The following is an 18,142-nucleotide window of genomic DNA, read 5'->3' as shown; positions in this document are numbered from 1 at the left end:
GGCTATAATTGTGGGTGAAGGAGGCACCGACGCCATGACCCTCACCGCCCCGCCCGCTGCAACCGGCTCGATGCCGGAACCCGAGGGTTCTCGGGTGGCGGTCATAGGTCAGGCTGGTGCTCTGCTGGGCTCTGTTTTAGACGGAACGCGGTTTGGTCACCTCGATGACAGCGAAGCTGTCGCCGTGTTGGCGGCGTTGGAAGAGCTGGGTCGCAGGGTTGATGGTGCAAGACTACGAGCCACCACCGACATCGGGGTTCGTGCCGAGACCGACCTGGGGAATGGGTCGCTCGCTTATAGAAACGGATGCCGTACCCGGGTCGAATTCATCACGCAGCTCGCTGGTATCTCCGGCCGTGAAGCCAAACGCCGTCTGAAGCTGGGCGAGACCGCTGTGGAACGCACGCCGATGGGCCTGCCGGTGCCAGCCCGGTATCCGGTCATTGCCGACGGCCTTCTCAGCGGGGAGCTCGGGGTGGAATCGGCGGAGATCATCGCCACGACGTTGACCGCGCTGCACGGGAAAGTCCTGCAGGACGACCTCGACCATGTGGAACGTGCCCTGGTCGCCACCGCCACCGGCGCCGTCACCCCGGAAACGGCCGGATTGCCCGGGGCGGGCATCCGCTTCGCCCCGGATCTGCTGCGGGCGCAAGCCCTGGAATGGCAAGCCCGGCTCGACCCCGACGGCACCGCCCCCAACGACGACGTGACGGAGGCCACAAGCACACTGACGTTCGGTCTGCTGCGCAACGGGCTCTACCCGCTGCGTGCCGACGTCACTCCCGAGCTGCGCGGCATCATGGACACCCTCTTCGACACCCACCTGTCCGCCCGGTCGCGCACGCCTCGGTTCGAACCGACCGAATCCGTTGACGACACCGGTACCGGCACCGAGCTGGACGGCGTCGACGTTTCTGACCCGAACGCCGACACCGAGCGCTTCAGCGCCGACCCGTTCACCGGGGACACCCGCTACGACGGCGACCGCCGCACCGCCGGCGAAAAACGCGCCGATATCCTCCGCTCGGTGTTCGAAGCTGCCGCCCGCGATCCGAAAACCCCGACCATGGGCGGCGCCGCCCCCACCGTGATGATTCACGTCAACGCCGCCGACCTCGATCAGGGCCGCGGTGTCGGCTGGATCGACGGCATTGAAGCGCCCGTGTCGGTGCGCCGAGTGAAAGAAGCCATCTGCGCCGGCGGCGCCCAAAAAATCATCGTCGGCACCAACGGCGACATCCTCTACCTCGGCGACACAATGCGCTGCTTCAGCCCGAAGCAACGCACCGCCATCGCCGCCCGCGACGAGGGCTGCATCATCCCCGGCTGCACCATCCCCGCCCGCTGGTGCGAAGTCCACCACGTTCACCCCCACCACGAGGGCGGACCGACCACCATCACCAATGGCACCCTGTTGTGCTGGTTCCACCACCACACCATCGACACCAGCGGATGGAACATCCGCATGATCAACGACAGACCCCAAATACGCGGGCCCGTCCTCTGGGACCCCACCCAAACCTGGCGCCCAGCCCACACCCACCGGGCCAACACCCCCAGCCCAGAACCACCCTGGCGCAGCTAGTTGACCCGTCGGGTCGCGCACCAGTGCTTCCGACGAGACGCGTCGACCGTGTAGCGTGCGAATGGACTGAGGCACGGTCAGACTTCACCAGAAGCAGAACGACCGACGCAATCGCCGGTGAGGAAGCGCCGCTCCAGAAGACGACTTGACCGCGTCAAATACCACCAGGTGCAGGCTTACCCGGCAAATCGGGCGCTCGTCATAACGTACGCGCCGCGAGCTTCCGTGCCCTGTCGCTCGGTTTTCACACCTTTCGCGTGCTCAGACTTCCACTGCATAGTTCAGCAGCAGTTCGTCGGCGGGCACTCCGCGAATTCCCCAGTTCGCACGAGGCGTCTCGGTAATGGTGATTTCAAGATCGTCCGGCGTGACACCGATATTCGCGATATTGCTGATGAGCTGGCGGATGAAGTCCTTCTTCGTAGCCGCCGAGCGGCCCTCGAAGATGCTGACCTCCACGATGGTGTAATCGATCGACCGGTCGGACGGCGTGATGAATTGCTCGGGATCCAGGGTGATGAACCGATGGAATCGCTTCTCCGTTGGCAGCTGGAACGCTGTTACTGCCGCTGCGTGGATCGCGTCGGATAGCGCAGTGATGCGTGGGACGAGCGCGGCCTTGTGACCGTAAACAATAATTTGAGCCATGTCTGAGTTTCGCAGGTCGCCCAATGCGCATCGTTCGCGCCCAACCAAACCACCCGTTGTGGACTTGACAGAGCGGGTGCGGCGGCGGAGAGTTCGGTCATGGTGAATAAGTCCGCCCCCGCGGTCGACGTGATCGATCTGCATGTGCGGCGCGGCAAGCATCCGGTGCTGCATGGATTGTCGGTGAGCATTCCCTGCGGCGTCGTCGTGGGGCTGCTCGGTCCGAGCGGATGCGGTAAAACCACGCTCCTCCGAACAATCGTCGGCGTGCAGGTCGTGCAGTCCGGCACCGTGACGGTGCTCGGCCGGGAGGCCGGATCGGCATCGCTGCGCCACCGGGTGGGTTACGTGACGCAGGATGCCAGCGTGTACGACGACCTCACCGTACGGCAGAACCTGCAGTATTTTCGTGCCGTGCTGGGTGCCCCGCGCAACGACGTCGACCGAGTACTGGCCCTGACGGATCTCACGAGTCAGGCGGGTCAACTGGTGGGATCGCTGTCCGGCGGGCAGCGCAGCCGGGTGTCACTGGCTGGTGCTCTGCTCGGGTCCCCCGACCTGCTCGTGCTCGACGAACCGACCGTGGGCCTCGACCCGCTGCTGCGGGTTGAGCTGTGGACCTTGTTTCATCAGCTCGCCGTCTCGGGAACGAGCCTGCTCGTCTCCAGCCACGTGATGGATGAAGCCAGCCGTTGCGACCGCCTCCTGCTCATGCGGGACGGTGAGATTCTGGCCGATGACACCCCCGCCGGGTTGCTGGCTTCAACCGGAGCCAGCGATACCGAAGGGGCGTTCCTGGCACTGATCGCGCGGCATCCGGTCGCAGACACAACCGAGGGGAGCGCGTCGTGAACCCGCAACGCACCCTCGCGACCGCCGGCCGGGTGCTCAGCCAGGTGCGGCACGACCCGCGCACGATCGTGCTGCTGCTCGTGGTGCCGAGCCTGCTGATCGGGCTGCTGGCCTGGATCTTCTCGGACACCCCGGTGTTTGCCACGATCGGGCCGGGCATGATCGCTCTGTTCCCGTTCATCGTGATGTTTCTCGTGACGAGCATCACGACTCTGCGTGAACGTCGCACCGGCACACTCGAGCGGCTGCTGTCGATGCCGCTCGGCAAGGGCGATCTCATTCTGGGTTACACGCTCGCGTTCGGGCTGCTTGCGGTGGCGCAATCGGCTGTCGCTGTGGGGTTCGCGGTGTGGGTGTGCGGCCTCGAAATCAGCGGATCGATCTGGCTGTTGCTCGCCGTCGCCGTAGCGGATGCGGTACTCGGCACGACGCTCGGCCTGCTCGCGAGCGCGTTCGCCCGCACGGAGTTTCAGGTCGTGCAGTTCATGCCGGCGCTCGTGTTTCCGCAGATTCTGCTCGGCGGCATCTTTCTGCCGCGAGAGCAGCTACCCGATGTGCTGCGCTACATCAGTGACTGGCTGCCGCTGTCGCACGCGATCGATGCACTGCAGGCGGTCGCGACCGACTCCCAGGACGCCGCCTACGTCGGCGAGGAGTTGCTGATCATCGGCGCCTGGATCGTGGGCGCCGTGGTGCTCGGCTCGGTGACGCTGCGGCGGCGCACGCCCTAGCTGCGGACCAGTACGTAAAACCGGTAAATTTGCGACACGCCGAGCTCTTCAGCCCCGGTGTGCGGCATGTCATGAAATTTACCGGCATTAGGTACCGCCGGCTCGAGCTACCGATTGGCCAGGGCATGCTGCAGCCAGCGGTAGCTCAGCTTGGGCGTGCGGGTGCGGCGGTCGTTAGCGAAGTCAACGTGTACGAGACCGGTGGGCTGGGTGTAGCCGGAGTCCCACTCGAACGCGTCGAGCAAGGACCAGAAGGTAATGCCGGCGAGGTCGATGGCGGCGGCCGGGCGGCCAGGGGCCGTCGCGTCGAGGGCGGTCAGGAGGTGCTCGGCCAGGTAGTCGATGCGGGCGAGGTCGTTGACGGCGTGGCGGGCATCCGCTTGGTCGGCGAAGGCGCCGCCGGCCAGCGAGAGGTAGACCGGCGGGAGGTCAGGGTAACGCTCGACCAGTTCGGCGAGCGCCACGGCCACGTACTCGGGGGCGTTGACGGTGCCGGCTGCGGTGGTGGGATGCTCCCGAAAGGGCTCGAGGTGGAACGGCCACGACGTGGTGGGGATCAGCTGGCCATCGGGGGCTTTCAGTACCGTCGGGCCGGCGGCGACGCGCGCGGGTCCGGTGTAGCTCACCCCGTAGAAGTCGAGCGGCTGGTGGATCGTGCGCAGGTCGTCGGGGTCGGCCTCGAGCAGGGTTCGTAGTTCGAGCGCAAACGGTTCAAGCGGGTCAGGGTAATGGCCGAGCAGCACGGGGTCGGCGAACAGGCGGTTCGCCAGCAGGTCGTAGAGCGCGGCGTAAGAGAGATCCTGGTCGCGGTCTGTCGCGGACAGTACCGGAGTGTGAGAGTTGACGAGGCCGATGCGCCCGCGCACGTCGGCCGCGCGCAGGGCCTGCACGGCGAGTCCATGCCCGAGCAGCTGATGATGCGCGGTCGGAAACGCGTCGAAAAGCAGGGTGCGGCCGGGCGCGTGCGTTCCCAGCGCATACCCCTTGGTAGTGACAGTGGCCGGCTCGAAGAGGGTGACCCAAGCGTCGATGCGGTCGCCGAACGCCTCCCCCACCGCGTGGGCGTAGTCGGCGAACCGGCCGGCGGTGTCGCGGTTCAGCCAGCCGCCGCGCAGTGCTGCTGGCAGGTCCCAGTGCGAGAGCGTGGCGGTCGAACGGATGCCGTCGGCCAACAACGCGTCAAGCAAACGATCGTAGAACGCGAGTCCATTCCGGTTGAGGGAGCCACGTCCCTCCGGCTGCAGCCGGGTCCAGCCGAAGGAGAACGAGTAGCAGTCGACGCCGAGGTCGCGCAGCAGGTCGGTGTCGGCGGCGTAGTTCTTCACGTGGTCGGCCGAGACGGAGGCGTTCGAACCGTCGCGGATGCGCCCGGAAACCTGGCTGAAGGCATCCCAAACATTGTCACCGCGACCGCCATCACGGGCGGCACCCTCGATCTGAAAGGCTGAGGTCGCCACAGCCACCTCGAACCCGGTCGGCAGGCGATCACCGAGCTCGCCGGCGCGGTGTTCCCAGTCGCGGGCGGCGACAGCGCGATTCGATGATGCGGCCGGGGTACGCGGCGTGGGATTCATAGGGGCGAGACTCTTTTCGGCGGGTGATGCGGGGCATCCGCTTCGTATCAAAGGGTGTCACGTTTGGGGACGGGTAGAGACACCTCGAAGAATTCCTCTGGTTTGTTACTTTATTCAGCGCGCGGGAGGTTGACTTTCTCGCTGACTGCCCCTCAAATTGGGGCAGGGGGTGAATGGTGTCCGAATCGGCTCGTTTGGCAGTCCAGAGCGCATCGGCGCGCCCGCGACGCCCCCGCAGCGTCACGACGGTCGCCGCCCTCCTGCTCGGCTGCGCCATGGCTCTGACGACACCCGTTCTCGTAACGGCCCAGGCCGATGAGACCGCGGCGCCGGCAACGGTGCAGCAGTCGACGCCCGATGCGACCCCCTCGGCGACCGCGGAACCGAACGCGACGACCGACTCCGCGCCGAGCCCCCAGATAGAGAGCCCTGGCAACGGGCAATTCATCAGCAGCAACCGCACCACTGTTTCAGGGTCGAAAGCTGCCGACCAGGAAATTCAGTTGCTGTCGCCGCGCGGCGGAGACCCGCTGTGCATCGTCGACGACTCATCGACCTCATGGCGCTGCGACAACGTCTACCTGCAGAACGGCCCTAACATCACCCTGCGCGTAGTGGTAACCGGTGTCCCGAGCCTGAGTGACGACATTGCCGTCGCCGTGCTCGGTGCCCCGACGGTGCTCGGCGGCCTGACCGGGTCGGAATCCAACGGCTGGGTGCGCGGAACCGGGCACCCGCAGGCCATCGTGACGGCGACCCTGCCAAACGGAGACACCTGCAACAGCACCGCAGACAATTCCGGCGCTTGGGCCTGCCTGTTCTCTGGCCTCGGCAATGGCAGCCAGCAAGTCACGGCGAGCCAGAGTTCGACGTTCAGCGGCCCGTCAACGTCGAACGCGAGCGCGCCGGTGACAATCGTGTTCGATGTCACCGCACCGGATGCCCCGATCGTGACTGCTCCCGGCGCCGGCACGCAGGTTCCGGTCGCCGGTACCCAGTACACCGGAACCGGAGAAACCGGCGCCACCGTCACGGTGTTCGCTGGCGCGTACTCGGTCTGTTCGGCCCCCGTGACCGGCGGAACGTGGACCTGCTCGGCCGGCGGCGTGGCCGCCGGGTCGTACTCGGTCATCGCCGTGCAGAAAGATAACGCTGGCAACGTCGGTCCGGGCAGCACTCCCCTGTCGGTCAGCTACGTCGCCGAAACGACAGCGGCCCCGACGCCGTCTGAGTCCGCCTCGGCAACGCCACCGGTCGCGCCGACCCCGAGCGCGGTGGCCTCGCCGCCCCCGGACGGTTCGATTGCCGTGCCCGGCGCTCCCCCGGAGCCTTCGCCGAGCCCGGCACCGGGTACCAACGCGCCCATCCCGGAAGCTGCGGGGCCGGAGCACTCTGGGGAGGCGGCATCCGCTTTCCCCGGCCAGTGGAATGACCCGACCCGGTTTGCCGCACCCATCGGTCCGACCGGCAGCGACTCTCCGTTTCCGTGGTTGCAGGCCGTACTGCTCGCCCTTGGCGCGCTCCTTTTGATCGCGGTGCCCCTACGAATGCTCGCGGGAACCATCTCCCGTACCCGCAACGGTCGACCACTTCGGGCGCTGCCGTCACTGGCGGGACGAAACCGAGCGCGTGAAGAATTCGAGGTCGCACCGACGATAAACCTCAACCGATGGCTGCGCGGCGGCGCGGCTTTGTTGGCCGCCGCGACCTTTGTCATGCTGTCGGGTCCCGTCGTCGACCAGCCCGCCTACCTGCGCCTGCTCGTCGCCGTGATCATCGGCCTGGTTCTGGTCAACGCGGTGGCCATTCTGGTTCCGCTGTGGTGGAGTTCGCGAGTAATGCGCCAGAACGGAAAAGTCACTTTTTTGCCGCGCTATCTGCTGATCATCGCGGCCGCCGCGATCGCCTCTCGGGTGTTCGACGTGCATCCCGCCCTGCTGTTCGGGCTACTGGGCAGCATCACCCTCTCGGCCACAATGGATGCTTCGGGCCGGGCCGGCGCGCAGCCCACGGCCGCGCAGCGCGGCCAGCTCGCCGCGGTACGCGTGGGTGCGCTCGGAGCCTTCGCCGTTCTCGCCTGGGTCCTCGGGTCGCTGCTGCCCAGCGCCAGTGATTTCGTCACGTCGCTCGCCGCGGAGACCATCAACACGATCGTGCTCGCTGCCATCGGCTCGGCAGTGCTGATTCTGGTCCCTATCGGCCACACGAGCGGTCGCCGTATCCTGGCCTGGTCGCCTCCGCTTTGGGCGGGTCTGACCGTTGTCACCTACGGCATTCTGTTCTCGGCGCTCGCCCCCGTGGTCGAGCAGCTGGAGAACGACGGCACCGGAATGGCGCTCTGGATCGCTGCCGCCACCTTTGCGGCGCTGTGTGCGAGCGCGTGGGTCTGGCAGCGCTTCGTCGCCCCGACACAACGCTAGCTCGCGGCAAGCGGTATCGTACACATGTGCGCCTTGGAGTCCTCGATGTCGGTTCAAATACCGTCCACCTGCTGGTTGTCGACGCGCACGAAGGTGCCCCGCCCGTGCCGATGGCCGCCGACAAGAGCGTACTGCGCCTCATGCGCTACATCACCCCCGAGGGTGCCATCAACGATGAGGGTGTCGCTGCGGTTCTGAAATCAGTGCAGCACGCGGCGGATGTTGCCCAGCAACACAACATCGACGAACTGCTGCCGTTCGCCACCTCGGCCCTGCGTGAGGCGACCAACGGTCCAGAGCTGCTCGACCGGGTAGAACGAGAAACCGGTGTGTCCCTGCAGGTGTTGTCGGGCGAGGACGAGGCCCGGCTAACCTTTCTGGCCGTGCGACGCTGGTACGGCTGGTCGGCCGGCAATATTCTTCTCTTCGACATCGGCGGCGGGTCGTTGGAGATCGCCGCCGGCGGAGCTGAGTTTCCCGAGGTCGCCCTGTCCCTGCCGCTGGGTGCCGGGCGCAGCACCGTCGGATTTCTACACCACGATCCTCCGCTGCCGGAGGAGGTATCTGCGCTGCGCAAGCACGCGGCATCCGTACTGCGCGATGCCGTCGGAGCGTTCGCGCAGCTGCCAGCACCGCACCACATCGTCGGGTCGTCAAAAGCGATTCGTTCGCTGGCTCGCCTGGCCGGCACGACCTCGGACGGCGTCGGAGCCACCGACCGACTGCGCCTCGGCCGTACCGAACTCGACGACTGGGTGCCGCGCCTGGCCCGCATCCCAGCCGAAGCCCGCCCGGCGCTGCCCGGCATCACCGCCGATCGCACGTTCCAGATCGTGGCCGGCGGCATTGTGCTCGGCGCAGCGATGGCCACTTTCGGGGCTGCAGAACTCGAGGTCTCGCCGTGGGCACTGCGCGAGGGCGTTATTCTGCGCTACCTCGACCGGCTGCGCTGAACCGTACTAACATTCCACCGACCTTGGGAGAAATCTGATGCGAAAACTGACCGCCGGCCTGTTCATGTCTCTCGATGGCGTGGTCGAGTCGCCAAACCTCTGGCAGTTCGACAGCTTTGACGAGGAGCTGGGTCTTGAGATGACCGCCATGATGAACCGCGTCGACACGGTGCTGCTCGGGCGAGTCGGCTATGAGCAGTGGGCCGGCTACTGGCCCAGCGCTGAGAACGACGATCCGTTCGGAGCATTCATCAATCCGGTGCCGAAATTCGTCGCCTCGCGCACACTGACTGGTGACCTGGCGTGGCAGAATTCAACGCTCATCACCGGCGACCTCAACGAATTCGTGACAGAGCTAAAGAACACAGAGGGCGGCGAGATTTGCCTGGTCGGAGGCATCTCGCTGGTGCGACAGCTCTTGTTTGTCGGGCTGCTCGACTCGCTCACCCTCATGACACACCCAGTAGTGGCGGGCGAGGGACGTCATTTGTTCGAGCCGACCGACCCGGTGACTCGGCTGACGCTGCAGTCATCCTTGATGACCAGCAAGGGCAACGCCCTGCTCACCTACGGCCTCCGCACAGACTGATCCGGCGCGTTCAGGCTCAACACAGCACGGTAGTAAACCATCCATTGTGATACCTAAGGCTGAACAAATTTGCAGGACCGTGAAGAATTCTGGCGAAGGGCTGCGCCCTGTTTCGATTTTGCGTAGTGTCTCGACGGAGAGCGCAGCACGTGACGCGACGTCAACCATTGTTCGTGGGCCGCGCGCTATCCGTAGCGCAGCGCCAAGGTCTTGCCCGCGTTTGATCTGGGCGGTCGTGAGAGGAACTCGAACCATGACGCCAATGATAGTACCGGTATAATAATACCAGTACCAGCTGGAACGCCATCCGTGCCGGCACACCAAGATCGGAGTTTTCGAGATGATCGAATTGCGCACACCAGGCGAAATCGACGAGATGCAGGTAGCCGGTGAATTCGTTGCCTCAACACTCGCCGCGCTGAAAGAACGTGCCACCGTCGGCGTGAGTCTGCTGGAGCTGGATGCATTCGCTCACGACCTCATTCGGCGACGAGGTGCCGAATCCTGCTACCTGGATTACGCGCCATCGTTTGGATCCGGGCCCTTCGGATACGTGCTGTGCACCTCGGTCAACGACGCCGTGCTGCACGGCAAACCCACCCCCTATCGCCTGCACGATGGTGACCTGCTCAGCCTCGACTTCGCAGCCAACACGAACGGGTGGGTTGCGGACTCCGCGATCAGCGTCGTGGTCGGCACAGCCCGCCCAGAAGATCTCGAGCTCATTGCCCTCACCGAGACGGCCCTGGACGCTGGGATCGCCGCTGCGGTGGTGGGCAACAAGATCGGCGACATCTCCTACGCGGTCGGAAGCGTGGCGCAGGCGGCGGGCCTCAGCGTCAACGTGGAGTTCGGCGGGCACGGCGTTGGCCGCACGATGCACGGCGACCCGCACATTCCCAACAACGGACGGGCCGGCCGCGGCTTCCCGCTCAAGCCAGGACTCGTCATCGCGATCGAGCCGTGGTTCATGCGCGGCACCGACAAACTCCGGATGGACCCCGACGGCTGGACACTGCGCAGCGCCGACGGAAGCCGCACCGCGCATTCAGAACACACCATCGCAATAACGGACAATGGCCCGATCGTACTCACCCGACCCCGCCGATAAGCGCCCGGACAACGCGCACAGCGTGACGTTCAACCTTTAAAGCAGCTGTTGAATTCGCCGATTCATCTTTATCGTCGGGCGTTGGACCATAGCCATGGCGATCGTGAATACCGCCCTGGCGACCCTGTTCATGAGCCTGATGGTCACCCTTCTCGGGAGGGGCGACCTGATCAATCCACCTTGTGCCGACTCTATTAGGAATCCCTGACGCGCGGAACTGGGGCATCCGCAGAGTCGATTCGGCGATATTCGATTTGCCTTGGTCGAGCGCTAAATCAGCAGCTTCTCGAAAACGATATTGACTGGCGTGAAGGCTGCAGCCTGCAGCCTCGAAGAATCCATGAGCTTGGGTGTTGAAGTGCCATGAGTCGAGTCCATTACTGTCGAATTATGCTGATCGTTCTTCGCGGAAACTCCGGCTCCGGGAAGAGCACCATCGCGGCCCGACTACAGTCGGAGCTCCCCGGACCAACCGCCGTCCTGAGACAGGACTATTTTCGTCGAATGATTTATGACGAGCAAGAGCACGCGGGGCTGGCGGCTGCGCGCTTGAGCTTGCCGAAAACCTCTGGCGGACGAGCATAAAGGTCAGCACGAAAGTCATAAGCGCGGACCCGAGGGTCAGCAAGTCGAAGCCGCCGCTCTTGGCAGGCGAAGTCGTGCGGTCGCTTACTGTAGCAACGCCGCCGATTCCCTGCCACTCGCTCAGTACCGCCAGCCTAGTCACGGTCGTCCGCGAGCTGATCACAGAGGGTGTCTCGTAGCGCATCTGGACTAAATCCCATGAGTTTTGAGGCTCGTTGGTGACAAGACACTTCCTTGGGAGATGTGGTCTGATTCCAGCCCGCAAGTCCGACGTTCGGTGCCCGGAAGCCGAACCCTGAGCGGAACGCCCGCCGCGCAATCCCTCAACCCGGAAGGAAAGCCCCGGCGCACGTTTCGGTCTCGATGCTGAGAACGGCCGGTGTATGCGCAAAGCTGGGATTAGTCTTTCGGCATGCCGACAACGTTGCGCAAAGCCGAGCCGAGGACTCGATGGGTCATCGCGAGCCTGCTTGTGGTCGTGGTCAACGTCTTCCTCATCGGATTTACCGTAGGCGAGTGCACGGATTACACCGCGGAATCGGGTGCGGTGAGCACGTGTGTCAGCGGACCTCTCTTGGGATACGAGGGGACGTGGGTATTCGGGATCCTCAGTCTCTGCGCTTTGGCTTACTTCACACATCGATTCTTGCGACGAACAGTTTCTCGTTGAGTTTCCTGTCTCAGGCACGGTCTCTCCGCGCTATCCCAGTTGATGTGGATGCACATCAGCGCGGACGGGGAGCAGCCGAACGTTTCACGACTGCTATCCCGGCCGGGCGTCCGGAAACAAACTTGCCCAGAATGGCGTTGACACTCTCAATTTCGCCAACGGTCAGCGACTGCTCGATGAAGCCGTGAAGTGTCGCTTCGACCCCTCGAATCCCAACGTCCTTGACTCGACCGGCATCCGTCAGGGAGAGGATGACCCGCCGCCGGTCGTCGAGCGCTGGTATTCGCTCGAGCAGGGTCGCGGCCACTAAACCGTTCACCAGACGGCTGGGGCTGCCGGTCTCACACACGAGCAGCGCACCGAGTTCGACGAGGGAGAGTGGGCCGTGGTCGGCCAGCACGCGAATTACCTCAGCTTGGGACGGTGACACACCGAGGGGCCGAAGCAGATCGAGAAGGATTCGGTTGCCTTCGCGCTGGGCTGCGAGAACAAGGTAGCGCAGCTCTTCGGCTGAATTCACGATGCGACCGCTTTGGCCGACGCGTCGACCGACAGAAGGCTGTCCACGAAAGCGCGGACGGTGTTCGAATACAGGGTGGGGTGCGTGAAACGGAACATGTGGCCGGTTTCGGGCAACACGATTTCCGACGACTGACGGATTCCGTCCAACAGCTGGCGAGCAGCTTCTGCGCCGACCAGTCGGTCATCTGCCGGTGTGAGCACGAGTGTGGGCACACGAATCTGGTCCAGGTCGTCGAGCACATTGAATTCTGTGACGGACGTCACTCGTGCGGTGTAGCTCGATCGCGAAGTGTTCTGCACAAAGAGGTTGCGGTAGTCGTTTTGAGCGTGCGGTACTTCTGCCGCGGCGTCAAAGGGTGAAGCGAGCTGGAAGGCATGAAATCGGAGCGTGCCGTGCCGATAAAGGGCTCCGTTGGCAAACCGGGACAGCCTCGCAGCGACGCTTTTCCACCTTGGCAGAGGGTTTGCGGCGAAGCCTCCGGAAAGCACGAGTCCCACGAGGCCTTTCGGCTGGCGGGCGGCAAGTGCAAGGCTGATGACGGCACCGAAGGAATCGCCCACCAGAATAAATGAGTCGAGGTCTTGAATCTGTTCGGCCAGAACGTTGGCGTAAGTGTCGACACTAGCAATGTCATCGGGCAGTCGCATGGTGCGTGTTGCAAGACCGTCGAGACCGGTGAGGACCTTGAGATCCCACGACGCACCCGAAAAGCATGGCACGCACACAACTGTCGGTCGCGCTGAAACACCGATATTAGATGACACGTTATTCAATGACATGTCATTAATATAGCGGACGGTGACAACTTTCGACAGCCAACGCCCGCTCGAGTCCCAACTCGTGGGCTCAAAGATGCGCCGCATGGCCAACCCTTTGCGGGAAGGTCCCTGGCAATCGGTACATCCGGTAGCGTCGAAAGGGACCGGTCGAGACGGTCTGGGGAGTAAATAGTGTCGGGTGAACCCTTGGTGGAACAGGTCGGTGATGTCTGGTCCAGTGTGTCTGGATCGTTCTATCGCGCCGTAAACCCTGCGTATAAAGATGCGGCGCTTCTTGGTTCGCGTCTGGCCGGCAGGTACTCGGAACCGAATCAACGGACTCTGTATCTGAGCTCATCTCCCGAGGGAGTCGACGCAGCAATGAGCGCCCATACTCAGGGTCGTGTCGACGAGCTCGTCTTGCTCAAATTTCACGTAGAGGCAAATAACATTGTCGATCTCCGAGACCCGGCCATACTCCTTGTGGCCGGCGTCAACCTTGCAGACGCAGTCGCGCCTTGGCAGGACATTGCGAATAAAGGCGGCGAGCCCTCGTCGTGGAACGTTCGCCGTCGACTGGAGAGTCTCGGAGCGACTGGCCTCATCGATCCTTCTCGCAAGCGCCCTGGGCTTTGGCATCTCACGCTATTCAGGTGGAACTCTGCCGATGCGCCACGCGTGGCTCTCGCCTGACCTCCATTCGCTGAGCGATCGGGCAGACTGGCGAGATGACGGAGATCGTGGTGCGTGAAGCTGAAGCGCTCGAGACGGAGGCAATCGCGGGATTGCGCTGGCGGTGGGTGGTGGAACGGGGCGGAGTTCCGGTCGTGAGCCGAGAGAACTTCGTGGCGTCCATAGTGGCTTTCGCAGCCGAGCATGACCAGACGCATCACCGGGTCGTGGCGGTGCGCAGCGGAGTACTCGTCGGCATGGCCTGGCTGGCCGTGCTCCCCCGCGTGCCAAGCCCGCGCGCCACGGATCGTGCGTCCGGAGATGTGCAGTGCGTGTACGTCGTCCCCGAGGAACGAAACGCCGACATCGGCGCCACGATGATGGCGGCAGTTCTGGACAAAGCTCGACAGCTGGGCCTGGAACACGTCACGGTGCACTCCAGCCCCGAGGCAATCCACCTCTACGAACGCACCGGGTTCACCGCCTCACCGCGCGTCTTGTTCGCCGATTTCGCCGGTCGTTGACGGGTTGCGCCGCTCTGAGCGGTCCCACGCCGCGATCATCGCCCATCGAATCGATGGTTCACTGCCCCCGCGCGCCTCTTGCGTGCGTGCCTACACCTGGGTGGAGTTCTCAGAGGTTGGACATAAAGAATTTGACCGCTTCGGCTGCAACGCGTGGTCGCACACCCGTGGGGTCCTCTCGGTCGCCGAGGAAGACGTAATGCCCGACATTCGAGCCAAGACTCTCTCCATAAGCGTGAGGAATAAGGTCCCGGTAAAGGAGAGCGTTGTCTTCCGGCGGCGTGTTGTCGTCGGCATCCCCCCAGCGCACCAAAACCGGGGCAGAAATATGCTGTAGTGATTCGGGGATCAGGAGCCTCCCAATAGCGGGCGCCAAAAGGATCCCCGCCCGCACACGCGTGTCGGTCATCGATCGTGCACCGGATTCTACTAACGAGGTCAACTCGGCATCGGAGTACTTGCTCCGCAGCGTTTTGATTAGGTCGGGAAACTCCGGCACATCAGGAGCGGGAATATGTCCTTGGAACATCGCATCCATGATGTGTACGTCAATCTTGCCGCCGAGTACCGCCGTGACGGTGTAGCCCCCGAACGAGAATCCAGCAGCACCGATGCGCCGAATATCTATGTCATGCTCGTCCACGAGGTGGTCGATGAGGAGGGTGATGTCTCGCGCTCGCTCCCACGCGAACGTGAATCCTTCGACGAGGTACTCGTCGTTGTAGCTGTTACCGTGGTGATCGACCGAAGCTACGAGGAATCCCGCGTCGTTGAGCGGTTTCGCGAGCCAGTCCAGGTCCTCTCCCGCTCCCCCCGTACCGTGCGACAGCACGACGACGGGAGCAGGCGTTGATCCATGCGCCGGCCAAATGCGCGCTTGCAGCAAACGGGGCTCGGTAGGTACCGACCAACTTGAACGCGAACGGTCTAGAAGTTGCGTAATCTCGGGGTTCATGCCCGAAGTTTAATGCGACCGCTTGAATTCGCCGAACCATCAACGGGGAAACGGCGCGGCGCGAGTAGGCGTCCACTAGGCTTGCGGCAAAACAGGGCGAGTGGCTCCACTGGGGCGGGCTTTGCATTGGGGGACGTGCCATGGCTGACAGTAGACGCTCTGGTCTCCGCGATCTCGTTCTTGTCGCACTGGTCTTAGGCCTGACTGTTTCTATGACAGGTTGCGTGCCGGTCGCGCTGGGCAAACCTCCGCCCTCGGGAAACCCCGCGGTGCGCGCGTACGTGGCGTCTGCCCTCGACTTCATGGATGAAAACGGCCTCTACGCCACCGGCAAGAAGTGGAAAGAAGCTCGAGCTCTCGCACTGGCGAGCGCGTCCTCCGCAGAGACCATCGCGGAGACCCACAGTTCACTGATGTGGGCAGTGTGGGCCGCCGGAGGAAAAGTGCATAGTCGCTTCGTCCTGCCCGCAGGCCAGTTGGCCTCGTTCCAGTTGCCGACAACGGGCAAGAATCGGCCGGTCATCAGCGTTGCCACGGGCAGCATCGCTGCCATCAATGTTCCCGAGTTCAGTAGCAGCGACACCAGAGAAGACCAGGCCTACATCGACGCTGGTGCGCGGGGGATTTCAGACGCGGAAGCGCGGGCGCGATGCGGGTGGATCGTGGATCTTCGCGGCAATGGGGGCGGCAATTCCTTCCCCATGCTCGGGGCTGTGACACCCTTGCTCTCCCAAGGCGCCGTGTTGTCGTTCATTCGCAGGGATGGCACGTCGGAAGTCGTGCGCATTGCTGGCTCCGCAGTAACATACGAATCCGACGGATCAACCGAAACGCTTGCCACATCACCCGTGACCGGCTCATCGCAAGCCGGTCGGAACATCGCCGTCCTGCAGGGAAAAACCTCCAGCGCAGGCGAGTCGACACTCCTGGCGTTCCGGGGCCAACCGGGCGTGCGCACTTTCGGAGAAACGACGACCGCGGGTTTCGCGACCGGGAACACGGTAAAGACGATGTCCGACGGCGCGGTTATCGTGCTGACGGGATCCCGCATGGCGGACCGCACCGGGCTCACCTACCCACACGGTATCGAACCCGACCAGCAAACCGGCCCCGCAACTGTTGACGAGGATCCGACCTGGGCCGGCGCGATCGACTGGCTGAACGCGAACTGCGCCCATCCGTAAGGCGCACGCCCACCAGAACGCCAGTGCGGGAAAGCCGAATTCTGCGGCACCGCGCGGCGCTTGGGGCAATAAGCACGTAAAACCCGTCTGGAAAATGCCCGGCGAGGAGGACAACCGGTGCGCCTGAGGCACCTGTTACGAAGTCGAAGCCCTGATCAGCATAAATGTATGCGTGGTGCCCCCACTGGGACTTGAACCCAGACTGTGACGATTTTAAGTCGTCTGCCTCTGCCAATTGGGCTATGGGGGCGTGCCCGATTACGGGCGGTTACAGCGTAGGCGCTGCCGGGCGATGATCGCGCCCGGCAGTACCCAGCAAAAAACCTACTTCGAAGCGGATGCCTCAGCGGCCGCCTTCCGCGCGACGGGCGTCTGGTTCGCGCCAGCGGCGGCATCCGCTGCAGCAGCCTTCACCGTCGGCTTGCGCGGCGCACGCGGCGCCGTCGGCGCCTTGCCGGCGGGGGCTTCGACCGGTGCCGGCGGCTTCGGACGCGAAGCGAACTCTTCGAACACCGCGCGCGGGTTCTCGGTGGCGCTCAGCGAGACGACATCGCGACCGAGGACTACGTTGTTGACCCAGCCCCAGACAACGCGCAGCTTGCGCTCCCAGCTCGGCATGGCCAGGCCGTGGTAGCCGCGGTGGGCAAACCAGGCTGGCAGGCCGGTGATGGCGAGGTTGCCAGACTGGAACACACCGACTCCGACGCCGAGGCCGGCTACTGCGCCGAGGTTTTTGTGGAAATACTGCACCGGGGTTTCGCCACGCAACACGGCGACGATGTTCTTGGCCAGCAGCTTGCCCTGGCGCACAGCGTGCTGGGCGTTGGGCACGCAGTTTCCGCCCACACCGCCACCGCTCAGGTCAGGAACGCAGCTCACGTCACCGGCGCCCCAGGCGTCAGCGATGGCGTCATCTTCGGTTCCGACGCGCAGGTCGGCGCGAACCTGCAGGCGACCACGCTCTTCGATGGGCAGGTCGGTGTGACGCACGATCGTGGGGTTGGCCATGACACCGGCGGTCCAGACAATGAGGTCAGTCTCGAAAGTCTCTCCGGTGGAAAGTTCAATCTTGCCGTCGACCGCGCTGGTCAGCTGGGTGTCGAGGTGAATCTGGGCACCGCGGCCGGCCAGGTTGTCGATAACCCACAGGCTCGTCTTAAGCGAGACCTCGGGCATGATGCGACCCATGGCTTCGATGAGGTGAAAATTCGTCTCTTGGAAGCTGATCTCCGGGTAGAGCGTGAGCAACGAGGTGGCGAAGGAACGCAGCTCGGCAAATACCTCGATGCCGGCGAAACCGCCACCGACCACGACGAAAGTCAGAAGACGTTCGCGCTCCGGGCCGGCCGGCAGGGCTGCAGCGCGGTCGAAGTTGGTCAGCACACGGTCTCGAATGGCGACGGCCTCTTCGATGGTCTTGAGGCCGATGGCCTGGTCGGCGACGCCAGGAATGGGGAAGGTACGCGACACCGCACCGGCGGTGACCACGACGATGTCGTACGCAAACTCGTACGGCTCGCCGATCGGCGGCGTGATCGTGGCGGTTTTCTCCGCGTGGTTGACGTACGTGACCTTGGCAGAGACGACGTTGGTTTTCTTGAGGTGACGACGGTGAGACACGACCGCGTGACGGGGCTCGATGGATCCGGCAGCGACCTCCGGAAGGAAGGGCTGGTACGTCATGTACGGCAGCGGATCAACAATGGTGACCTCGGCTTCGCCGGATCGTAGCCATTTCTCGAGCTTCCACGCCGTGTAAAAACCGGCGTAGCCGCCACCAACAATGAGAATTTTGGGCACGATGA

General features: G+C 63.9%; 18 protein-coding genes and 1 tRNA gene. 11 read left to right on the top strand and 8 right to left on the bottom strand.

Features of this window, described 5'->3' with window-relative positions; translation table 11 throughout:
- Nucleotides 1–34 precede the first annotated feature (34 nt).
- Nucleotides 35–1,588, top strand: coding sequence for a DUF222 domain-containing protein (locus E3T39_RS14705; protein WP_134516592.1), 1,554 nt, complete (start codon nucleotides 35–37; stop codon nucleotides 1,586–1,588).
- 261 nt (nucleotides 1,589–1,849) lie between these two features.
- On the opposite strand, the gene E3T39_RS14700 is transcribed toward E3T39_RS14705, so the two are convergent.
- Nucleotides 1,850–2,236, bottom strand: coding sequence for a tautomerase family protein (locus E3T39_RS14700; protein ID WP_134516756.1), 387 nt, complete (start codon nucleotides 2,234–2,236; stop codon nucleotides 1,850–1,852).
- 99 nt (nucleotides 2,237–2,335) lie between these two features.
- Between E3T39_RS14700 and E3T39_RS14695 the strand changes: the two genes are divergently transcribed.
- Both E3T39_RS14695 and E3T39_RS14690 read left to right on the top strand, forming a co-directional pair.
- On the top strand, nucleotides 2,336–3,088 hold the full coding sequence (locus tag E3T39_RS14695; RefSeq protein ID WP_134516590.1) for an ABC transporter ATP-binding protein: 753 nt from the start codon (nucleotides 2,336–2,338) through the stop codon (nucleotides 3,086–3,088).
- Nucleotides 3,085–3,819, top strand: coding sequence for an ABC transporter permease (locus E3T39_RS14690; RefSeq protein WP_134516588.1), 735 nt, complete (start codon nucleotides 3,085–3,087; stop codon nucleotides 3,817–3,819). The genes E3T39_RS14695 and E3T39_RS14690 overlap by 4 nt, the downstream gene beginning before the upstream one ends.
- Before the next feature lie 107 nt (nucleotides 3,820–3,926).
- Here the strand turns inward: E3T39_RS14690 and E3T39_RS14685 are convergent, their stop codons facing one another.
- Nucleotides 3,927–5,393, bottom strand: coding sequence for a glycoside hydrolase family 1 protein (locus tag E3T39_RS14685; protein WP_134516586.1), 1,467 nt, complete (start codon nucleotides 5,391–5,393; stop codon nucleotides 3,927–3,929).
- 173 nt (nucleotides 5,394–5,566) lie between these two features.
- Between E3T39_RS14685 and E3T39_RS14680 the strand changes: the two genes are divergently transcribed.
- Genes E3T39_RS14680 through E3T39_RS14670 form a run of 3 tightly spaced genes read left to right on the top strand, consistent with a single transcriptional unit; the run spans nucleotide 5,567 to nucleotide 9,355 of the window.
- Nucleotides 5,567–7,813, top strand: a complete 2,247-nt coding sequence (locus tag E3T39_RS14680; RefSeq protein WP_134516584.1) for a hypothetical protein — start codon at nucleotides 5,567–5,569, stop codon at nucleotides 7,811–7,813.
- A gap of 26 nt (nucleotides 7,814–7,839) precedes the next feature.
- The gene (locus E3T39_RS14675) at nucleotides 7,840–8,766 is read left to right on the top strand and encodes a Ppx/GppA phosphatase family protein (protein ID WP_134516582.1); all 927 of its coding nucleotides are present in this window, start codon (nucleotides 7,840–7,842) and stop codon (nucleotides 8,764–8,766) included.
- A 37-nt stretch (nucleotides 8,767–8,803) separates the two neighbouring features.
- A complete protein-coding gene (locus E3T39_RS14670; RefSeq protein ID WP_134516580.1) occupies nucleotides 8,804–9,355 on the top strand; it encodes a dihydrofolate reductase family protein in 552 nt (183 codons plus the stop codon).
- On the opposite strand, the gene E3T39_RS14665 is transcribed toward E3T39_RS14670, so the two are convergent.
- Nucleotides 9,296–9,610 (bottom strand): helix-turn-helix domain-containing protein, encoded by a 315-nt coding sequence (locus tag E3T39_RS14665; RefSeq protein ID WP_134516755.1) that lies wholly within the window; start codon nucleotides 9,608–9,610, stop codon nucleotides 9,296–9,298. The two genes, E3T39_RS14670 and E3T39_RS14665, sit on opposite strands and share 60 nt — an antisense overlap.
- An 85-nt stretch (nucleotides 9,611–9,695) precedes the next feature.
- Here E3T39_RS14665 and map point away from each other — a divergent pair, with 85 nt between their 5' ends.
- Together map and E3T39_RS14655 are read left to right on the top strand one after the other, a co-directional pair.
- Nucleotides 9,696–10,466 carry a type I methionyl aminopeptidase gene (map, locus tag E3T39_RS14660; RefSeq protein WP_134516578.1) on the top strand — a complete coding sequence of 257 codons (771 nt, stop codon included), beginning with the start codon at nucleotides 9,696–9,698 and terminating at the stop codon, nucleotides 10,464–10,466.
- A 363-nt stretch (nucleotides 10,467–10,829) separates the two neighbouring features.
- The gene (locus tag E3T39_RS14655; RefSeq protein WP_338145286.1) at nucleotides 10,830–11,051 is read left to right on the top strand and encodes an AAA family ATPase; all 222 of its coding nucleotides are present in this window, start codon (nucleotides 10,830–10,832) and stop codon (nucleotides 11,049–11,051) included.
- Nucleotides 11,052–11,776: 725 nt separating this feature from the next.
- Here the strand turns inward: E3T39_RS14655 and E3T39_RS14650 are convergent.
- Both E3T39_RS14650 and E3T39_RS14645 read right to left on the bottom strand, forming a co-directional pair.
- Nucleotides 11,777–12,241 carry a MarR family winged helix-turn-helix transcriptional regulator gene (locus E3T39_RS14650; protein ID WP_134516574.1) on the bottom strand — a complete coding sequence of 155 codons (465 nt, stop codon included), beginning with the start codon at nucleotides 12,239–12,241 and terminating at the stop codon, nucleotides 11,777–11,779.
- Entirely contained in the window at nucleotides 12,238–12,963 is a 726-nt protein-coding gene (locus E3T39_RS14645; protein ID WP_241979732.1) for an alpha/beta fold hydrolase, read from the bottom strand. The genes E3T39_RS14650 and E3T39_RS14645 overlap by 4 nt, the downstream gene beginning before the upstream one ends.
- 231 nt (nucleotides 12,964–13,194) lie before the next feature.
- Here E3T39_RS14645 and E3T39_RS14640 point away from each other — a divergent pair, with 231 nt between their 5' ends.
- Both E3T39_RS14640 and E3T39_RS14635 read left to right on the top strand, forming a co-directional pair.
- The gene (locus E3T39_RS14640; RefSeq protein ID WP_338145285.1) at nucleotides 13,195–13,695 is read left to right on the top strand and encodes an RES domain-containing protein; all 501 of its coding nucleotides are present in this window, start codon (nucleotides 13,195–13,197) and stop codon (nucleotides 13,693–13,695) included.
- 35 nt (nucleotides 13,696–13,730) lie between these two features.
- Nucleotides 13,731–14,198, top strand: coding sequence for a GNAT family N-acetyltransferase (locus E3T39_RS14635; RefSeq protein WP_134516570.1), 468 nt, complete (start codon nucleotides 13,731–13,733; stop codon nucleotides 14,196–14,198).
- Between the two features lie 109 nt (nucleotides 14,199–14,307).
- On the opposite strand, the gene E3T39_RS14630 is transcribed toward E3T39_RS14635, so the two are convergent.
- Complete coding sequence (locus E3T39_RS14630) at nucleotides 14,308–15,153, bottom strand: alpha/beta hydrolase family protein (protein ID WP_134516568.1); 846 nt, start codon at nucleotides 15,151–15,153, stop codon at nucleotides 14,308–14,310.
- Nucleotides 15,154–15,455: 302 nt separating this feature from the next.
- Here E3T39_RS14630 and E3T39_RS14625 point away from each other — a divergent pair, with 302 nt between their 5' ends.
- Entirely contained in the window at nucleotides 15,456–16,337 is an 882-nt protein-coding gene (locus tag E3T39_RS14625) for a S41 family peptidase (RefSeq protein WP_166784144.1), read from the top strand.
- Nucleotides 16,338–16,510: 173 nt separating this feature from the next.
- Here E3T39_RS14625 and E3T39_RS14620 read toward each other — a convergent pair.
- A tRNA-Leu gene (locus E3T39_RS14620) sits at nucleotides 16,511–16,587 on the bottom strand.
- Between the two features lie 74 nt (nucleotides 16,588–16,661).
- Nucleotides 16,662–18,137: an NAD(P)/FAD-dependent oxidoreductase gene (locus E3T39_RS14615; RefSeq protein WP_134516564.1), complete on the bottom strand. Its 1,476-nt coding sequence runs from the start codon at nucleotides 18,135–18,137 to the stop codon at nucleotides 16,662–16,664.
- Nucleotides 18,138–18,142 lie beyond the last annotated feature (5 nt).

It is taken from the genome of Cryobacterium suzukii (assembly GCF_004403185.1).
GTDB classification, from domain to species: Bacteria; Actinomycetota; Actinomycetes; order Actinomycetales; family Microbacteriaceae; genus Cryobacterium; species Cryobacterium suzukii.
This window is presented reverse-complemented; position numbering and strand designations above follow the sequence as displayed.

Excerpts from the sequence above, each read along its gene's own strand:
- E3T39_RS14665 (WP_134516755.1), bottom strand. The coding sequence starts at position 9,610 with ATGGTTCGAGTTCCTCTCACGACCGCCCAGATCAAACGCGGGCAAGAC.
- E3T39_RS14655 (WP_338145286.1), top strand. The coding sequence starts at position 10,830 with ATGAGTCGAGTCCATTACTGTCGAATTATGCTGATCGTTCTTCGCGGA.
- E3T39_RS14705 (WP_134516592.1), top strand. The coding sequence starts at position 35 with ATGACCCTCACCGCCCCGCCCGCTGCAACCGGCTCGATGCCGGAACCC.
- E3T39_RS14680 (WP_134516584.1), top strand. The coding sequence starts at position 5,567 with ATGGTGTCCGAATCGGCTCGTTTGGCAGTCCAGAGCGCATCGGCGCGC.
- E3T39_RS14685 (WP_134516586.1), bottom strand. The coding sequence starts at position 5,393 with ATGAATCCCACGCCGCGTACCCCGGCCGCATCATCGAATCGCGCTGTC.
- E3T39_RS14635 (WP_134516570.1), top strand. The coding sequence starts at position 13,731 with ATGACGGAGATCGTGGTGCGTGAAGCTGAAGCGCTCGAGACGGAGGCA.
- E3T39_RS14700 (WP_134516756.1), bottom strand. The coding sequence starts at position 2,236 with ATGGCTCAAATTATTGTTTACGGTCACAAGGCCGCGCTCGTCCCACGC.
- E3T39_RS14625 (WP_166784144.1), top strand. The coding sequence starts at position 15,456 with ATGGATGAAAACGGCCTCTACGCCACCGGCAAGAAGTGGAAAGAAGCT.
- E3T39_RS14695 (WP_134516590.1), top strand. The coding sequence starts at position 2,336 with ATGGTGAATAAGTCCGCCCCCGCGGTCGACGTGATCGATCTGCATGTG.
- E3T39_RS14670 (WP_134516580.1), top strand. The coding sequence starts at position 8,804 with ATGCGAAAACTGACCGCCGGCCTGTTCATGTCTCTCGATGGCGTGGTC.
- map (WP_134516578.1), top strand. The coding sequence starts at position 9,696 with ATGATCGAATTGCGCACACCAGGCGAAATCGACGAGATGCAGGTAGCC.
- E3T39_RS14630 (WP_134516568.1), bottom strand. The coding sequence starts at position 15,153 with ATGAACCCCGAGATTACGCAACTTCTAGACCGTTCGCGTTCAAGTTGG.